Source organism: Pseudomonas sp. SC11 (assembly GCF_047039205.1).
GTDB classification, from domain to species: Bacteria; Pseudomonadota; Gammaproteobacteria; order Pseudomonadales; family Pseudomonadaceae; genus Aquipseudomonas; species Aquipseudomonas boreofloridensis.
The window spans coordinates 2,578,144-2,595,906 of the sequence record NZ_CP178183.1 but is presented as its reverse complement, the minus strand read 5'-3'; the positions used below and the strand labels follow the sequence as shown (position 1 = coordinate 2,595,906).

General features: G+C 63.4%; 14 protein-coding genes. 3 read left to right on the top strand and 11 right to left on the bottom strand.

Annotation, left to right across the window (positions count from 1 at the left end; translation table 11 throughout):
• Positions 1-26: 26 nt before the first annotated feature.
• The 5 genes from ACK2SD_RS11545 to ACK2SD_RS11525 all read right to left on the bottom strand — a co-directional run bounded on the left by ACK2SD_RS11545 (position 27) and on the right by ACK2SD_RS11525 (position 8,293).
• Positions 27-2,285, bottom strand: coding sequence for an ATP-dependent DNA helicase (locus ACK2SD_RS11545; protein WP_412462188.1), 2,259 nt, complete (start codon positions 2,283-2,285; stop codon positions 27-29).
• Positions 2,282-3,934, bottom strand: a complete 1,653-nt coding sequence (locus ACK2SD_RS11540) for a VRR-NUC domain-containing protein (protein ID WP_412462187.1) — start codon at positions 3,932-3,934, stop codon at positions 2,282-2,284. The genes ACK2SD_RS11545 and ACK2SD_RS11540 overlap by 4 nt, the downstream gene beginning before the upstream one ends.
• Before the next feature lie 81 nt (positions 3,935-4,015).
• On the bottom strand, positions 4,016-5,362 hold the full coding sequence (locus tag ACK2SD_RS11535) for an aminotransferase class I/II-fold pyridoxal phosphate-dependent enzyme (RefSeq protein WP_412462186.1): 1,347 nt from the start codon (positions 5,360-5,362) through the stop codon (positions 4,016-4,018).
• Positions 5,362-6,714 (bottom strand): hypothetical protein, encoded by a 1,353-nt coding sequence (locus tag ACK2SD_RS11530; protein ID WP_412462185.1) that lies wholly within the window; start codon positions 6,712-6,714, stop codon positions 5,362-5,364. The genes ACK2SD_RS11535 and ACK2SD_RS11530 overlap by 1 nt, the downstream gene beginning before the upstream one ends.
• 553 nt (positions 6,715-7,267) lie before the next feature.
• The gene (locus ACK2SD_RS11525) at positions 7,268-8,293 is read right to left on the bottom strand and encodes a zinc-dependent alcohol dehydrogenase family protein (RefSeq protein ID WP_304484140.1); all 1,026 of its coding nucleotides are present in this window, start codon (positions 8,291-8,293) and stop codon (positions 7,268-7,270) included.
• Between the two features lie 186 nt (positions 8,294-8,479).
• Between ACK2SD_RS11525 and ACK2SD_RS11520 the strand changes: the two genes are divergently transcribed.
• Positions 8,480-9,394, top strand: a complete 915-nt coding sequence (locus tag ACK2SD_RS11520; RefSeq protein ID WP_116888376.1) for a LysR family transcriptional regulator — start codon at positions 8,480-8,482, stop codon at positions 9,392-9,394.
• 274 nt (positions 9,395-9,668) lie between these two features.
• On the opposite strand, the gene ACK2SD_RS11515 is transcribed toward ACK2SD_RS11520, so the two are convergent.
• Positions 9,669-10,652, bottom strand: a complete 984-nt coding sequence (locus ACK2SD_RS11515; RefSeq protein WP_412462184.1) for a 5'-nucleotidase — start codon at positions 10,650-10,652, stop codon at positions 9,669-9,671.
• A 117-nt stretch (positions 10,653-10,769) separates the two neighbouring features.
• Positions 10,770-11,210, bottom strand: a complete 441-nt coding sequence (locus ACK2SD_RS11510) for an SPOR domain-containing protein (RefSeq protein ID WP_412462183.1) — start codon at positions 11,208-11,210, stop codon at positions 10,770-10,772.
• A 184-nt stretch (positions 11,211-11,394) separates the two neighbouring features.
• Between ACK2SD_RS11510 and ACK2SD_RS11505 the strand changes: the two genes are divergently transcribed.
• Positions 11,395-12,498, top strand: coding sequence for a sigma-54 interaction domain-containing protein (locus ACK2SD_RS11505; RefSeq protein ID WP_412462182.1), 1,104 nt, complete (start codon positions 11,395-11,397; stop codon positions 12,496-12,498).
• A gap of 23 nt (positions 12,499-12,521) precedes the next feature.
• Here the strand turns inward: ACK2SD_RS11505 and sfnG are convergent, their stop codons facing one another.
• On the bottom strand, positions 12,522-13,613 hold the full coding sequence (gene sfnG / locus ACK2SD_RS11500) for a dimethylsulfone monooxygenase SfnG (protein ID WP_295481894.1): 1,092 nt from the start codon (positions 13,611-13,613) through the stop codon (positions 12,522-12,524).
• Between the two features lie 350 nt (positions 13,614-13,963).
• On the opposite strand from sfnG, the gene ACK2SD_RS11495 reads away from it, so the two are divergent.
• On the top strand, positions 13,964-15,202 hold the full coding sequence (locus tag ACK2SD_RS11495) for an acyl-CoA dehydrogenase family protein (RefSeq protein ID WP_412462181.1): 1,239 nt from the start codon (positions 13,964-13,966) through the stop codon (positions 15,200-15,202).
• 45 nt (positions 15,203-15,247) lie between these two features.
• Here ACK2SD_RS11495 and ACK2SD_RS11490 read toward each other — a convergent pair whose 3' ends face one another.
• Genes ACK2SD_RS11490 through ACK2SD_RS11480 form a run of 3 tightly spaced genes read right to left on the bottom strand, consistent with a single transcriptional unit; the run spans position 15,248 to position 17,683 of the window.
• Positions 15,248-15,619, bottom strand: a complete 372-nt coding sequence (locus ACK2SD_RS11490; RefSeq protein WP_412462180.1) for a hypothetical protein — start codon at positions 15,617-15,619, stop codon at positions 15,248-15,250.
• Positions 15,620-15,629: 10 nt separating this feature from the next.
• Positions 15,630-16,862: an SfnB family sulfur acquisition oxidoreductase gene (locus tag ACK2SD_RS11485; protein ID WP_412462179.1), complete on the bottom strand. Its 1,233-nt coding sequence runs from the start codon at positions 16,860-16,862 to the stop codon at positions 15,630-15,632.
• A 2-nt stretch (positions 16,863-16,864) separates the two neighbouring features.
• A complete protein-coding gene (locus ACK2SD_RS11480) occupies positions 16,865-17,683 on the bottom strand; it encodes an ABC transporter ATP-binding protein (RefSeq protein WP_412462178.1) in 819 nt (272 codons plus the stop codon).
• Positions 17,684-17,763 lie beyond the last annotated feature (80 nt).

Sequence of the window (17,763 nt, the reverse complement as noted above, 5' to 3'; positions counted from 1 at the left end):
ACGGCGGCGCGATGGCCACACGCCGCTCACTCGGCGATCTGCCACCAGGCGGGAAACATCTGCTGCACGCGCGGTTCGCTGAAGCGCTCGTCGATCAGAAACAACACGCCGCGATCCTGTTCCCCCCGAATCACCCGACCGGCCGCCTGGATCACCTTGCGTACGCCCGGATACAGGTAGGTGTAATCGAAGCCGGCACCGAACTGACGTCCAAGGCGCGCCTTGAACTGTTCGTTGACCGGATTGACCTGCGGTAAGCCCAAGGTGGCGACGAAGGCGCCGATCAGACGCGTACCGGGCAGGTCCACACCTTCACCGAACGCACCGCCGAGCACCGCGAAGCCGACACCCTGCCCCTGCTCGACGAAGCGCGCCAGGAAAGCTTCCCGCGCGGCCTCGTCCATACCCGGGGCCTGACACCATTGCGTCACCTCGGGGTGCCGCTCGGCGAACAGCGAAGCGACCTGCTGCAGATACTCGAAACTGCTGAAGAACGCTAGATAGTTGCCGGGTTGACGATGATATTGCCCGGCGATCAGCTCGACGATGGGGGCCAGGGAGCGCTGCCGTTGCTGGTAGCGGGTCGACACTTGGCTGACGATGTGCACCTGTAGCTGCTCGGCACGAAATGGCGCGGCGACCTCCAGCCAGCCGGTGTCGGCGGGCATGCCCAGTAGATCGGCATAGAACCGTCGCGGGCCGAGGGTCGCCGAGAACAGCGTGACGCTGCGCGCGGCGGCCATGCGCGGTGCGAGCAAGCGCGCAGGCACCACATTGCGCAGCGTCAGCGTCGCCAGCCGCCGGCGCCGGGGGCCGTTGCGCAGTTGAATGTCGAACAGGAAGTGTTCATCGAACAGCTCCGCCACTCGGGTGAACTGCAGGAGCTGGAAATAGAACTGCAACACCTGCGGATCGACTTGGGCAGGCATCTGTTCCAGGTGCTCCTGGATCACCCCGGTACACTGCTGCAATGCCCTGATGAAGGCGTCGGGGACCGGCTCGCTGGCGTGATACGGGGCCTGTTGCTCTTTGTACAGGGCGTTCCATTGACGATTGAGGCGCTCCAGCACAGTGGTCAATCCGGCCGGTTTGCGCTGACGCAGCGCCATCAACTGACCCTGATCGAGACTGGCGCTGTACATGGCCCTACCGCGCTCGACCAGGTTGTGCGCTTCGTCCACCAGCACTGCCACGCGCCACTGGTTGAGCTGGGTCAGGCCGAACAGCAGCGCGTGGGCATCGAAGTAGTAGTTGTAGTCGGCAACCACCACGTCAACCCAACGCGCCATCTCCTGCCCCAGGTAGTAAGGACAGACCTCATGGGCCAGGGCCACCTCGCGCAGCGCGGCGCGATCGAGCAGCGGCACGTGCGACGCCGCCTCGCGCGCCGCCGGCAGACGATCGTAAAAGCCCTTGGCCAGTGGGCAGGACTCGCCGTGGCAAGCGCGGTCGGGATACTCGCAAGCTTTGTCCCGGGCAATCAGCTCCAGCGCTCGCAGCCCAGGTTGCGCGGTAGCGGCGCTGATCTGGCGCAGTGCATCGAGCGCTAGAGCCCGACCCGGAGTCTTGGCCGTGAGGAAGAACAGTTTGTCCAGTTGCTGCGGAACCATGGCCTTGAGCAGCGGGAACAGCGTACCGAGCGTCTTGCCGATGCCGGTGCTGGCCTGGGCCATCAGACAGCGCCCGGTGGCGACCGCCTTGTACAGGGTTTCGGCCAACTGGCGCTGGCCCTGGCGAAACTGCGGGTAAGGAAACGCCAGACGTTGCAAGTCGCGGTTGCGTTCGGCCTGGCGCAGGCGCTGGGCCTGGGCCCAGCCAATGTAGCGCTGGCACAGCGTCTCGAAGAAACGCTGCAGATCGTCGGCCTGCAGCTGCTCGCTGAAAAGCGTCTGGCGGTCGCTGTCGATGTCCAGGTAGACCAGGGTGACTTCCATCTGCGCCAGCCCTCGCGACTGACACAACAGCCAGGCATAAACCCTGGCCTGGGCCCAGTGCAGTTGGCGGTGGTTGTCCGGCTGGCGGGTCAAGTCGCCACGGTGGGTCTTGATCTCTTCCACGCGATTGCGCACCGGATCGTAGCCGTCGGCGCGGCCACGCACACGCAAACCTTGGTACTCGCTTTCGAGCGACACCTCCGACTGATAGCCGGGGTCGCGGCGTGCAACCACCTGTCGATGGCCTTCCATGCCTTGCTGGGCGGTGGGCGAAGGGGTGAAACGCAGGTCCAGATCGCCCACCTTGGCGGCGAACTCGCACAGTGCGCGGACGGCCACGCTCAGGCTCACGCCACCGCCTCGCACCAACGCACATGACACACCGCCACCGGCATGGCGTGCTCCCGACAGAACTCCAGCCAGCGCAACTGGTTGTCCTGCAGACGATCGCCCGGCCCCTTGACCTCGATCATCTGGTAGCGCGCCTGTTCGGGCCAGAACTGGATCAGATCGGGCATGCCGGTGCGATTGTTGCGAATGTCCTGCAACAGCCGCACGAAGCAGTGCTTCAGATGCTGCGCCGGCACACAGGCCAGCGCTTGCTCGATCAGGTTTTCATTCAGCGCGGCCCAGAACACGAAGGGCGACTGCAAGCCGTATTTGGCGGCGAAGCGGTCGCGGATGGTCTGGCGATAGCGACCGTCGTCGAGCTGAGCGAAGCAGGCCTCGAACAACGCGGCGCGGCGGGTCTGGAAGTCGTCGTCGTGAAGGTCCTGCGGCGCGGCTTGGTAAGGGTGGAAGAAGGCGCCGGGCAGCGGCGCGAAAACTGCCTCCCAGCACAGCAGGCCGAACAGGCTGTTGAACAGGGTGTTTTCCACATAGTGCACCTCGCCCCCGGACTGCTGCAGATGCGCACGCACGGCACGCTCGACGCCTTGCCCGGCACTGTCCAGAGGCAATTGCAGCTCGATCAGTTCCTGCACCGCCGAAGCCCTGCGCCGATGCGGTGGCCCGCCGAGCTTGCGGCTCAGGCGCGGCAGCATGCGCGCCAGTGCCTGCACCTCCAGCGGGTTAGCCGGCGCCTGGGCCATGTGCAGAGCGAGCGCATGCGCCCTCTCCCACTGCTCGCTGCGCTCGAACACCCGCACCCGACGAATCCGCGCCTGCGGGTGGGCGAGCCCTTCATACACCGCAGCCGCCTGCGCCCAGTCACCCAGGCGCTCACAGCGCTGGCCGATGGCATACAGCAACCGGGTGCGGCGCCGCGCCAGCCAAGGGTTGTCACTGACCAGACGACCCAACAGCAGCACCAGCCCCTCCGGCGCCTCGCCCTGCTCCAGTCGCTCGGCGCAGGCGTGCAGCGCCATGGCCAGATCGACATCGGCGCGCTGGCGCAGGGCGCGCGAGTCGCGGCTGAAGCTGACCTGCTCGTAGCGCAGCAGCCCCAGATCGGCCAGCACGAATTCGGACCAGTCCTGATACAGGTTGCCGAAGAACAACAAGCGCAAACGGTCGCACAACGGTTGCCGGCGCCAGTGCAGGATGCGCAGCGGCGCCTCGGCGTACCAGGCGTGCAACGGGCGCTCGACCAACTCCAGCGCTTGCAGCTCAGCCAATAGTCGCGCTTTGGTGGCCTTGGGCTGGCTGAGGTCATTGGCGAAGCAGCACGCGAGTTCGTCCTTGCGCAGCAGCGCGAACAACTGCTCCAACGTCAGTACCGGCTCTGCACAGACCCAGCCGAGGCTCAGCAACGGCGCCAGGGCCTGGGCGGTGTCGCCGATCTCGGCATAGTGCAGGCGGTCATCGCGAAACAGTTCGCCCTTGCGCATCACCATGCGCACTAACAGGGCTTGGGCAGGCTGGGGCAGGCCTGCAAACTGTACGAGAAACGCCTGATCTTCGGCGTCGAGCAGGTCGGCATAGCGTTGCTCGACCCAACGCAGCACTTGCCGGAAGTTGTGCAGGTAATAGAACGGGTCGTCGACGGAGTGGGCAATCACGGCGAAGGATCGGAAGCTGAACGGAGAAGCACTGGTTATACATACAGATCACGGATTCTGGCAAGCGCGCCGGATCGGCGGTCATCCCGCAACCGGCTGGTCGGCACCGTGGAGGTCTGACAAGGCTCGGGCCAGGTCCGCGAGCGCCTGACCCAGTGCCGCTGCATCGTCGCCCTCCCAGCTCAGCGCCAGGCACTGTTCAAACAGCCCCTGCACACTGAACCGAGTACCGGCAACCACCCGCAGCGCAGGACTGTGCAGGCGAGCGCACAGGCTATCGATGTCGATGGATCGATGCAAACGGCACCACAGCGTGTATCCGCCCTGCGGCGCAGCGTAGGCCAGCCAGTCACCGAGGTGGTGCTGATCCATCAACTGGCAGAGTGTCGCCATGCGCCCTCGCAGCGTCGATCGTGCCTGCTCAAGCTGGCTGTCCAGATCCGATCGGCTCAGTACACGCGCCACAGCCAACACACGTCGGGGTGGAAGCCGGAAGTTGCGCCGCGCTACGGCTTCGCGCACCTCAGCATGCGGGCTGAGCAGATAGGCAATGGGGGCTTCTGCGCCGACAATCGCCTCCAATGTGCCGTGCACCAACAGCCGGCGCGGGTCCACCCAATCGCGAAGGTGCGATGCCGGCGATCCTGCGAAACACTGTTCGCTGTCCTGATCGTTCTCCAGCAGCCAAACCCCATGAAGGCCGAGCAAGCGTGCCAACTCGCGTTGTTCGTCAGGCGAAAGCCAGCGCCCGGGCGGGCTGGCAAGGCAGGCGGGCATCACTGCCAGGTGCACCTGTTCCGCCTCCAGCAGCCGCGCCAGTGCGTCGAAGTCCGGCACCTCAAGGGGCCACTCCACAATCCGCATGTCCAATTGCTCAAGCACCTGAACGTCTCGTGCGCAACAGGGCGTGGCCACCAGGATCGTGCTGCCCTGCAGATTCAAGGCGTGCAACGAGGTAGAGAGCAATGCCGGTAAGTCGGGCGACAGACAGACGTCTTCGGCCCGCCAGTAAAGGCTTGATGAATGCGTCAGCCGCGCGGCAATCGCGCGGCACAGCACCGCCTGAGCGACCCGCTCCTCCTGCGCCTGACCACCCAGCCGCCGCTCGTGGGCCAACAGCAACGGTTCGAGCGTCGCACAGGGTGGCGGGGAACCGCTCAAAGGCAATGCCTGGTGCACTGTCTCGTTGGGCCCCAGGTGCGCTGGTCGAGCGTAGTAGCCCGACTTGGGCACTGTATGTACGCGACCCTCGGCCTCCAGCAGGCTGTAGGCGCACTGCACGGTAGCCAGCGAGACGCGCAGCCGTCGTGCCAGATCGCGCAACGAAGGCAGACGCTCATCCTCAGTCCCCCGCACTTGCGTGATCTGCGTGAGCAGATAGCGATAGACCGCCTGATAGGCAAACTCCCCACGTACCGAACGTCCCATCAGCAGGCAATCGGCGCGGTGACGCCTAGGCGCAGCATCGGTGGTAGCACCAGGCGCAGACGCGCATCGCGGCGAGCCAGTCGGTGCATCAGCCGCGCGGCCGTCGGCTCGATACGTCCGTTATAGATACCGCGCAGTTGAGCCAGGCTCAGCCCGCTGGTGTCGAGCAGCCACTGCACCACCGCGTCCGGACATGGCTCGCCCTGAAGCGCCCGGTGCAGATACGGCAGCGCCACACGCATGGCCGGATGACAGCGCTGGACGAAGGCCGCCAATCCTTCGCCTCGCTCGGCGAAGGGGGCGAACAGCAGACAGGTGGACTGCACGTCGTCGATGCCGAAGGCGCGCTGGAGCATGGCGTGCCCTGGCTCGCTTGCCAACCACGCGGTATCGTTGGCGCTTCCCAGCCAGTGGGTGCGCAGGCGCTGCAAGTGCGCCAGATAGGCAGGATCGGAGAACGCCGCCAGAGGTGTCGGGCTGGCAGATGACGCCGCGCCGAGGCCCAGCGCCTCGACCAGATGATCATCGTCGCGCCGCTCGTTAAGCAGGTCATCGACGGCGATGATGCGCAGCGCCAATTTACCGTTACGTCCGTAAGGCACAGGATCCGGCCGCTGCAGCGGGGACGCTAGCGTGCAGTGCATGCGCCCGAGCAACTCGCACAAGGCGCCTGCACAGCGGTGCAAGGCCGCGTCGCCCCGCTCACCGCTGACACGCATCGCGGCGCGGCTCCAGGCCACAAAGCGCTGACGCTGGCGCAAGGGCACGGCAGTGATCACGGCGCTGGGTTGCGCCACGCGCTGCAATAGCGTGCGCACGGTATCGCCCAACTCCAGGTGCAAGCGACTACCCAGCACCGCCTCAGGCTGGCCTGCACACAAATGGCCGAACACCAGCAAGGCGTCGCGGTCGGCTTGCTGCGACTCGGCTGTACACGAAGGGTCGCGACTGAACGGCTGAACGTAGCCAGCACCTGCCAGCAGCAACTCGACCCTCGGATCGTCATGCAGAAACAGTGCGCCGAAGGTTCGTTCCAGGTGGTCGAGCAGCGTGTCGGTCAATGCCGGTCTGGCATTGACGACCACTTGCAGGCGAAAGGTCTCGGGGCCGCGCAAGGCAATACTCAGTTGCGCCGCCCGTAGAAACGCCAACAGACTGACATTGCTGCGGTCGTATCCCAGCAACACCAACAGCCGGAAATCGCGCAGATACTCGACGCCGCCAGCCGACACCAGCAGCCGCTGAACCAACAACTGAACCGAGGCACGCTGGGCTTGGGTCATATGGTCGAGCAACCGCTCCAGCACTTGCTGATAGATGTAGTGCATTGCTTGATCATGGATACTGCTCATGTGTTCCACTCCATTCCTTGAGCGCAATAAAGCCTCGGGTCGTCGAACTGCTGAATATGTTTGATTCAGCATTCCGGAGATTTCCTACAACTAACTAGGAAAACTTGAAGCAGCTTCTCGCAACTATTTTGGGTTATTGACGCGCCACAGCTTCAATCCCCGCGCTCGCTAGCCAAAGACTGAAGCAACCGGCCCCGCCGCAGGCGTTCAGCCTGGGTGTCACAGGGCCATTATCGGGGGTTATGCGTTGAATAACAGATACAGATGAACGTAAAAAAACCATTCAGTTAATCGTTATTCAAAGGTGACTATAAGGATTACGCCGCTTGTTTTAAGGATATGAGCCGCCGCATGAGATGCCGATGACATTGCATACATTTTAGATATCAGATACGCACTAAATGTTTGTAGGAAGTTTCAGCGCCTGACCAACAAACGATCAGTCTATGCGCATCAATGCAAAAAGCCGCCCCTGTAATCCCGCACCCGACAGGGCGCATGGTGGGAGTACAGGGGCGGCTGTCGGGGACACCCAATCAGCGCATCGCTTCGATCAGGGAGCGGCCCCCAAGTCCAGCACGATCCGTCCGCCGCACGGGCAATCATCCATCAGGCGGTGCGCCTGCACGACCTCCTCGAAGGGGTAGACCCTGATGATCTGTGGTGTCAGCAGCTTATCGGCAGTGAACTGATTGATATCGCGCAGCGCACGTTGCATCGCCACCTGATCCTGAGCAATGCCCAGCTCAGGCTTGCCGGTGAAGTTGCCGATGCAGTGCACATGGAATTGAATGTTCTTCTGAAACGCCGCACACGCCGGGAAAGGCGTCTGGTTGCCGCCTTGCAGGCCATAAAGCACCAGGCTGCCACGCGGCGCAAGGACATCGCCGAGCAGTGACATCTGCGGACCGCCCATGCCGTCGAGCACCATATCCACGCCGCGGCCATCGGTGTACTTGCCGATCTGCATCAGCAAGTCCTGCTCTTCGGTGACGATCACCTTGTCAGCGCCCAGGCCCAGCAGATAGTCGCGCTGCTCGGGCTCCTTGGTGGCCGCGATCACCTTCAGGCCCAGGGCCTTGCCCAACTGCACGAAAGCCGGGCCTGCGCAGTGGCTGGCATCGGTCACCAGCGCCGACTGTCCGGCCTTGGCCCGTGCCAGGTCGACATAGGCGAAATAGGCGATCAGCAGCGGCGTGTAGTGCACGCTCGCTTCGATGGGCGTCAAGTGTTCGGGGTAGCGGGTAATGGCCGTGCGCGGCAAAACGATGACATCGCCGTACACCGGATGCTCGTTCGGGCTGGTGGCCGGGAAGCTGGCGACGCGGTCGCCTACCGCGATGTCATCGACACCCTCGCCGACCTGGGTCACCACCCCGGCCATTTCATGACCGATACCGGCCGGCAGTCGCGCGTGGGACGGCGCCAGGTTCTGCCGCCAGAGCACGTCGTACCAACTCAGGCCAATGGCCTGGACGCGCACCTGGACTTCGCCGGCCGCCGGCGACGGCTCGGGCTGCTCTTCGCAGCGCAGCACATCGGCCGGGCCGAACTTGTGGAACCGGATCATGCGGGACATCGCATACCTCGCCTGTGTGAATCTCGTATTACCACGAACTTTATCGGGGCTTTGCCGGTTAGACCATCAGTGGCCATTAATAGTCGACATGCCTGCGATTGATCCGAGGCCGGTAAATCCGTGCAGGTTAACAGCCTTTGGCCGTACTATTCATCCCGACCCACCAGAGCAAGGCGACACGCACCGATGAATCGCAACGACCTGCGCCGAGTAGACCTCAACCTGCTGATCGTGTTCGAAACGCTGATGCACGAGCGCAGCGTGACCCGCGCCGCCGAGAAATTGTTTCTCGGCCAGCCGGCGATCAGTGCGGCGCTGTCACGCCTGCGCAACCTGTTCGATGACCCGCTGTTCGTGCGTACCGGCCGCAGCATGGAGCCCTCGGCCCGGGCCCAGGAGATTTTCGCCCTGCTCTCCCCCGCGCTGGACTCGATCTCCACCGCCGTCAGCCGCGCCGCCGAGTTCGACCCCGCCACCAGCACCTCGGTGTTTCGCATCGGCCTGTCCGACGACGCCGAATTCGCCCTGCTGCCGCAGTTGCTCAAGCGGATCCGCGCCGAAGCACCGGGCATCGTCCTGGTGGTGCGCCGGGTCAACTACCTGCTGATGCCCACCCTGCTGGCCTCCGGCGAAATCTCGGTGGGCGTCAGCTACACCGCCGACCTGCCCGCCAACGCCAAGCGCAAGGTCCTGCGCCGCAGCAAGCCCAAGCTGCTGCGCGCCGACAGCGTACCCGGCGCCCTGACCCTGGACGACTTCTGCGCCCGCCCGCACGCGCTGGTGTCGTTCGCCGGCGACCTGTCCGGCTTCATCGACGAAACCCTGGAAACTCTCGGTCGTAAGCGCCACGTGGTACTGGCCGTGCCCCAGTTCAATGGCCTGGGCACCCTGCTCGCGGGCACCGACATCATCGCCACCGTGCCTGACTACGCGGCAGAGACGCTCACCGCGGCGGGCGGACTGCGAGCCGAGGACATGCCGCTGGACGTACAGACGTTCGAGTTGCACATGGCCTGGCGTGGCGCGCAGGACAACGATCCGGCGGAGCGGTGGTTGCGGTCGCGGATACAGATGTTTTTTGGGGATCCGGAGAGTTTGTAGGTTTCGCCCTCAAAGTTACTCCGTCAAACGAGGAGGCTTAGGAAAACTATCTCTCGCGCCCTTGATACGAACTCGGTGTACGCCGCAGCCTGCTAACGGATTTTGCTCTAAGCGGAAATGATCGACCGACACCAATCTTGCCTTGGGATGAAGTACCAATAACGGGAGTCATTTCTACGTCGCAAACTCATGAGTACGCACCCCAACCTCAGCAGTACGGGTGAAGTACTTAAATCGATCCCAGCCCGTACATTGATCCTCGCTCTTTTTTAATCTAACCCATTTGTTCCAGAGTCTGAGGGACTTCGACTGGAGCAGCCTTCAGACCAGGCTGATTTGTAATACCAAAGGGGATGTGCACGGATGGTACTACCGCGCTGGCTGATTTTAGATGACCAGATTGGTCATCGAAGAAAATATGGGGTTTCAGCACGGCCAGCACTTTACCTTTATCAATACCACCCAAGAAAAATGCGTCGTTTGCCATCACACCCCAGCTTTTTAGCGTATTCAATGCGCGCTCATGGGATGGCGCATTGCGGGCAGTGACAATGGAAACACGAATACGGTTTTTATAGCTGGGATTGAGTTTTTTATGCGCCTCCTCAGCAGACTGGATTTTCGCCAGACGTACCATGAACTCTTTCAAAGGCCCTGGATTGTGAGGCTGCATGACGTTTTTTACTTCGTGTTCATGGAACTCGGTGAGCCCACCTGCTTGCATCACTGCTTCAGACTCATCGCCAGCAAGCACGCCATCGAAGTCGAAAGCGATGCGTAAAGTCTGATCGCTTTCGTCGTCATCGAATTGGGATTCAAGCATCCGACCCGCAGGATGTTCCGCTTTGATAGCTGCCTCGACGTCCTCTTTATCTCCAGAAAGGAACAGAGCAATATTCAATGCAGGAATGTATTGGTACGGAGATTGGCCCTGCATGAAAATAGCTCGCGTCATAGGAAGGCCATAGTGTTCGATCGTTTTCATCACACGCATGCCGGTATCGGGGTCGTTCTTTGAAAGCAGGACCACCTCCACCAGAGGATCCGATGGGTCAGGCGAGAGGTCGTTCACTGACAAAAGCCGTTTAATGAAAGGATAAGCGATGCCCTTGGGCAGAGGCGTCGTCAGATTTGACTCTTGGAACTTCCGATATTTCTCTTCTCCTTCGCTCTTGAACACGGCATCCGATTCGCTCAGATCAAATACAGCGCTGGAGGCTACGCCAATGACCAAGCGACCTTCTAACTCGTAGGGCACACATCTCTCCACAGACAGTAAAATACTTGCACTTTAGCATCACGGCCATATTTATAGTCTTGCGACCTGGTAGGGGCATATCCATGAGAGGGGGTTTGGGTAGAACGCACTAGTCATTCAACGTCCACGCCACGGCACCGCCCCCAACACCGCCATTGCCACATGAATCCCCTTCCCCACCACAAACACCCGATACCGAAGATCCCGCTCGCCCCCATAGGGAATCGTATCGATCCAGCTCTGCACCCCCAATTCACCCAGCTCGCGCCGCAACGCCACAGCCTCGTCTTCGCGGTCGAAAAAACCCACGCAGTGGTCATGCCGCATCGCCATGACGTGCTCAAAAAAGAATTGGCAAGCCTCTGACTCACTCGCCGATACATAGATCGGCTCAGCATCCCGCCCGCGCTCCGTATAGCAAACCTGCCAACGCCCACCCGCTTGGCTCAGATAAAAAACATCGGACGCCGCGCCCCGCGAACCGATGGCGTAAAGCGACGGGTTGCAGCCTTGCGCCAACAGCTGCGCGGCGAGTTCATCGACAGTCATGGCATCCAAGATGGCGTCCTCCAGAACGTACCTGTGTCGATCTTAAATCACAGGCCCTTACACTCAATATTCCCCAGAGGAATACAAATAGGATTTTTTATTATTTTTTAAAAGCACCCGACCCCTTTATAACCCTCTGGCTACCAAATCGTTTATCCACGCCAAGCCGCGTGCGCAACTGATAAGGATCGCCATGCAACTGCTGACCCTCCCTCCCTCGCCGACTCTGGCTACCTCGATCCGAGCGACCGCGCAGGTCTTCGAAGACCCTCGTTCGCAAGCGTTGCTCGCCCATTTGCAACAAGTCGCGCCGAGCGAGGCCAGCGTGCTGGTGATCGGCGAAACCGGCACCGGCAAAGAGCTGGTCGCCCGTCACATCCACCATTTGAGCCGCCGACGCGAAGGCCCGTTCGTGGCGGTGAACTGCGGGGCTTTCTCTGAATCACTGGTCGAGGCCGAGCTGTTCGGTCATGAGAAAGGGGCGTTCACCGGCGCCCTGACCGCCAAGGCTGGCTGGTTCGAGGAAGCCAATGGCGGCACCTTGTTCCTCGACGAGATCGGCGACCTGCCCATGGCGATCCAGGTCAAGCTGCTGCGCGTGTTGCAAGAGCGCGAAGTGGTGAGGCTGGGGTCGCGCAAGAGCCTGCCAATCGACGTGCGCGTGGTCGCCGCCACCAACGTGCAGTTGGACAAGGCCATCGGCGCAGGTCACTTCCGCGAGGACCTGTACTACCGGCTCAATGTGGTCAGCCTGCAGTTGTATCCACTGCGCGAGCGTCCGGGCGACATCCTGCCGCTGACCCGGCACTTCCTCGACACCTACTGCAACCGGCTCGGCTACAGCCAGGTGCGCCTGACGCCCGAGGCCGAGCGCAAGCTGTTGAGCTATGACTGGCCGGGCAATATTCGTGAACTGGAAAACGTCATCCACCACACCCTTCTGGTGTGCCGCAACGGTCTGGTGCGTGATGACGACCTGCGCTTGTCGCACCTGCGCATCGAGCGCCAGAGCTCGGTCCAGACCGCTGCGCCGCAAAGCGCCGAGGATCAGTTGCTGCAGGCGTTCCATCGGTTGTTCGAGGAACAGGCGGGCGATCTGCATGAAAAGGTCGAAGACAGCCTGTTGCGCACCGCCTACCGCTTCTGCCACTGCAACCAGGTGCACACGGCCAGTTTGCTGGGCTTGAGCCGCAACATCACCCGCGCGCGGCTGATCGCCATTGGCGAGTTGGTGGTCAATCGGCGCGGCGCGCCTTCCCTGGCGCGTCCGGAGCGGACCCTGCAATTCTCGATCTGAGCGCGTGCTCGGGATCGAACGCCCTAGGCCACCGCCCGGGGCGCCACCACCTCCTGCTCAAGCTCGCGCACCAGCGGCAGGACCCGCCGACCGAAATACTCCACCTCCTCCTGGAAGTGCAGGAAGCCTGAAAGGATCAGATCGACCCCCACGGCCTTGAGCGCGACGATGCGCTCGGCGATCTGCCGGGGCGTGCCGATCAGGTTGGTCTTGAAACCATCGTTGTACTGCACCAGGTCCTCGAAGCTGGACTGCGCCCAGTTGCCCTCGCCTTCGGGACTGGCCGCCCCGGCGTTCTTCGCTTCGCTGGCAAAGCCTCGCACCGCCTCGGGGTCGGCCTTGGCGATGATTTCAGCCAGCACCGCCTGGGCCTCCTCCTCGCTGTCGCGGGCGATGATGAAGGCGTTGACGCCGACCTTCACCGAATGACCGTTGGCTGCCGCCTTGGCCCGCAGGTCATCAATCTGGGCTTTTATACCGGCCACGCTGTTGCCGTTGGTGAAGTACCAGTCCGACACCCGCGAGGCCATGTCGCGTGCGGCCCGCGAACTTCCGCCCTGGAAGATTTCCGGGTGCGGTCGCTGCAGTGGCTTGGGTCTGAGGCTGTAGTCGTTGAAGCGGTAGAAGTCGCCGTGGAAGCTGAAGTTGTCCTGGGTCCAGATGCCCTTCAGGGCCCGAATGAATTCTTCGGAGCGTCGGTAGCGCTCGTCGTGGTCCAGCCAAGGCTCGCCGATGGCGCGAAACTCGCCCTTGAACCAGCCGGACACCACGTTCACCGCGATGCGCCCGCCGGTGAACTGGTCGATGCTTGCCAGTTGCTTGGCGGCCAAGGCCGGCGTCCAGGGGCCGGGCAGGATCGCGGCAATCACCTTGAGTTTCTCGGTGGCCGCCAGCAGCGCGTGGCTGATGGTCACCGACTCATGCTGATTGTCGGCCCCATAGCCTGCGGTGAAGCGAATCTGCGACAGCGCGTAATCGAATCCGGCACGTTCGGCGATCTGCGCCAGCGTGCGGTTGTAGTCGATGTCCCAATGGGTGCGCTGCTCGATCTTGCTGACGACAAGACCGCCGCTGACGTTGGGCACCCAGTAGGCAAATTTGATCGCTTGGCTCATGACGAAGTCTCCTGTGGCTCGAAAGTCAGGCCGCACTGGCGACCGCACAAGGGCTGGAGCAGCAACCGTGCCAATAGCAGAAATTATTTCAAATCAAGGACTTGTTAAAACCCGAGGCGATCCGTACTGCCCTGAAGCACGCACTCTGCTGAACCCCTGACCACCCGGCAACAGCCGCATCGACAAGCACTGCTGCCTCGCTGCCAACAGTGATTCAGCAAGCTGTTGCGCGCGCCACAGCTCAATCGCCCGTCTGAATCACCAAGTTCCTGATTTACGGGGGTTTTCGCAGAGGGCACGGAGTTTGCGAGGCCTCTGCCGACTGCATTCGCATCCTCAGGAGAATTGCCATGACCGCTCACGCCCACGTTCCCACGCTGTCCACCGGCACCGACTACGACACCCTCGCCGCACGCTTTCGCCCCCTGTTCGCCCGCATTGCCGAAGGCAGCGTCGAGCGCGAGCGTGAGCGCCGTTTGCCGTTCGAGCCGATCCGCTGGCTCAAGGAAGCGGGCTTCGGCGCCGTGCGCGTGCCGATCGAGCATGGCGGTGCGGGCGCGTCGCTGACGCAACTGGTGCAACTGCTGATCGAGCTGGCCGAAGCCGACTCGAATCTGCCCCAGGCGCTGCGCGGGCACTTCGCCTTCGTCGAAGATCGCCTCAACGCGCATGCCAGCGCCGCCCAGGACCGCTGGTTCAAACGCTTCGTGGACGGTGACCTGGTGGGCTGCGCCTGGACCGAAATAGGCGCGGTCAAGATCGGCGACGTCCTCACCCGGGTGTCGCGCCAAGGCGACCAGTGGGTGGTCAACGGCACCAAGTACTACAGCACCGGTAGCATTTTCGCGGACTGGATCGACCTGTTCGCCCGCCGCGACGACACCAGCGCCGACGTGATCGCGGCGGTGCGGACGCGGCAACCGGGCGTCACCTTGAGCGACGACTGGGACGGTTTCGGCCAGCGCACCACCGGCAGCGGCACCTCGGTGTTCGACAACGCCGTGGTAGAGCCAGAGGACATCATCGATTTCGCCACCCGTTTCAAGTACCAGACGGCGTTCTATCAACTGGTGCTGCTGGCCGTCATCGTCGGCTCCGGACGCGCTGCGGTGCGTGACTTCAGCAGCGAAACCCGTACCCGCACGCGGGTGTTCAGCCATGGCAATACTCAGGCCGTAAGCCAGGATGCCCAGGTGTTGCAAGTGATCGGCAAGGCCAGCGGCCTGGTCTACGCCGCCGAGGCCGCGACCCTGCGCGCAGCCGAAGCGGCGCACCAGGCCTACCTGGCCCATTGGGCGGATGCACCCGCAGCCGAACGAGACGCCAACGTGGTGGCCGAACTGACCTCGGCGCAGGCCCAGGTCGCCGCCGTGGACCTGGTGCTGCGGGCCACCAGCGATCTGTTCAACGCCCTGGGCGCGTCCAGCACCCGCATCACCCGGCAGCTCGATCGCCACTGGCGCAATGCCCGCACGGCCGCCTCGCATAACCCGGTGATCTACAAGGAGCGCATCGTTGGCGACTGGGAAGTCAATGGCAGCGAACCGCCGTATGTCTGGCAGATCGGCGGCGGCGCCCAGGCGTCCTGAACACCGACCTGCGGCCAGCGTCCGGACGCCCCCCAGGAAACGGGCTCAGCCGGCCGCAGGTGCAGCACCGTTGAGATAGTGATCGCCGAGCAGGCGCCGCTGGGTCGGCAGCGCCGGCTCGCCCTCGGAGGGTGCGGGCGCCGGCAGGCCGTGCCCGACCAACTCCAGGTGCGTCTGCCCGGCCAGGCGCACAGCCTCCGCCGCCGCCAACCGAAAAGCGATGGCTGCCGCAGGCGAGTCGTCGGCGCGGGCGCGCAAGGCGTCGGCTGCGTCGATACGAATACGCAGGTCACCGACAGCCGCAATCACCAGCGCTTCATGGCGGGCGCTCTGCCCGCGCAGGTAGTCCAGCAGCGAGGCTTCGACATGGCGGGCATGGGCCAGGTCACCACGGCCTTGAGCATGTGAAATAGACATGGAAAGGTCCTCAGTTCCAGGCGTGACGGGGTGGCGCGATGCCATTGAGCAGTCGGTTGCCGACCAGGTGATACTTCCAGCGCACCGGATCATGCAAGGTGTGGGTCCGGGCATTGCGCCAGAACCGGTCAAGCCCCTGGCTGGCCGAGACGCTGCGCGTGCCCCCAAGCTCCAGCAAACGACTGGACGCTTGCAGGGCAATTTCGGTGGACAGCACTTTGGCCTGGCCGACGATCACCGACGCCTGCGCCACCCGCGCCTCGCTGGGCTCGGCGACGGCGTCATCCACCGCCTCGCCGGCACGTTGCAAGACCGCCTCGGCGGCGTGCAGGCGCCAGGCCAATTCGCCGATCAGCGCCTGGGCCAGCGGGTCCTGCCAGGCGTGCTCCAGGCCGCTGTCGACCCAGGGGCGGGCCAAGCGCGCCACGCGCAGGGTTTCGGCAAAGGCGCCACGGGCGATGCCAGTGTCCACGGCAGCCTGGATGATCTGCGAGATCGGTCCATCGGCGGTGGGCTGCTCGTAGGCCTTCCAGGCCGGTATCACGGCGCTTGTCGGCACGCGCACGCCCTCGATGCGCACCTGGCCGCTGGCGGTGATGCGCTGGCCGAAGCCGTCCCAGCTGTCGATCACGCTCAGGCCGGAGGCATCGCGGGGGACGAAGGCGATGTGCGGGCGGTCGTGTTCATCGACGCCCGCCACCGGCACGATATGGGCGAACAGCGCGCCGGTGCAGTAAGCCTTCTCACCGTTCAACACGGCGGTGTCGCCCTCGAAGCGAATCTGCGTCTGGAAGGTGGTCACGTACTGGCTGCGCGCTTCAGAGAAGGCGTTGCCGAAGCGATAGCCCTGCAGCACCTTGGCGTAATAGGCGCGCTTCTGCGCCTCGCTGCCGGTCAGGGCAAGGTTGCTCAGCACCCCGAAGTGGTTCTGCGGCAGTTGCCCGAGTGAAGAGTCGGCGGCGGACACCGTGGCGATCACTTCACTGAGGGTGCGGTAGGACACGCCAGCACCGCCGTAGGCCTTGGGTACGGTGATCGCCCACAGGCCGCTGTCGGAGAAGCGCGCCAGTTCTGCCCAGGGCAAGCGCCGCTCACGGTCGCGTGCGGCGGCCTCGCGGGCGAAATCCGCAGCCAGGCGCTGTGCCACTTCGATGGCTTCGCTGCCGCTACCAATGACCTGCGCCGCACGCAGCGGCGCCGCGCGCGTCTGCGCATGGAGATCGGGTGAGAGTGCAGTGCTCATGTCTACTCCTGTCGAGTCGAAGGTTCTTGAATCGATTGCCCCTGGCCACCCGCCTTGCCGCCCAGGTAGAAGTGGCGGATGTCCTCGCGCGCAGCCAGCGCTGCGGCCGTGCCTTGCCCCACCACACGACCGTTTTCGAGGATGTAGGCATAGCTGGCGTGGCGCAGGGCGACGTTGATGTTCTGTTCGGCCAACAAAAAGCTCATCCCTTCCTGGGCGTTGAGTTGAGCGACGATGGCGAAGATTTCCTCGACGATCAGCGGTGCCAGTCCCATGGACGGCTCGTCGAGCAGTACCAGGCGTGGCTGGGTCATCAGCGCCCTGCCGAGAGCGAGCATCTGCTGCTCGCCGCCGGAGGTCAGCCCGGCCTGGGTTTTGCGCTTGGTCTTCAAGCGGGGAAACCAGGCGTAGATCCGCTCCAGGTCCTGCTCCAGTTGCCGTCGCGAGGGCTTGCGCAGGAAGCCGCCGCTGCGCAGGTTTTCCTCGATGGTCAAGTGCGCAAAAACGTGACGGCCCTCCAGCACATGCACGATGCCCTGGCGCGCCAGCCGATTGGCCGCCACGCCAGCGGTATCCTGCCCCTGAAAACGGACAGTCCCTCGGCTGACCCGCGCCCGATCGGCCTGGAGCAACCCGGAAATCGCCTTGAGCGTGGTGCTCTTGCCTGCACCGTTAGCCCCAAGCAAGGCGACGATATCGCCCTGCCCCACCTGCAACGAAACCCCACCCACGGCAAGAATGGCCCCGTCATAGATCACCTCGATGTCGTCCACACTCAACAGCGCCGCCCGCTCAGCGCTGACATTCCGTGCCTCGATCATGTCCCGCTCCTTTTTTGCAGCACTGCAAGCCATACGCAGCAAGCTCACGTGTGGCTTGCCGCTTACAGCTTGCGGCTTAT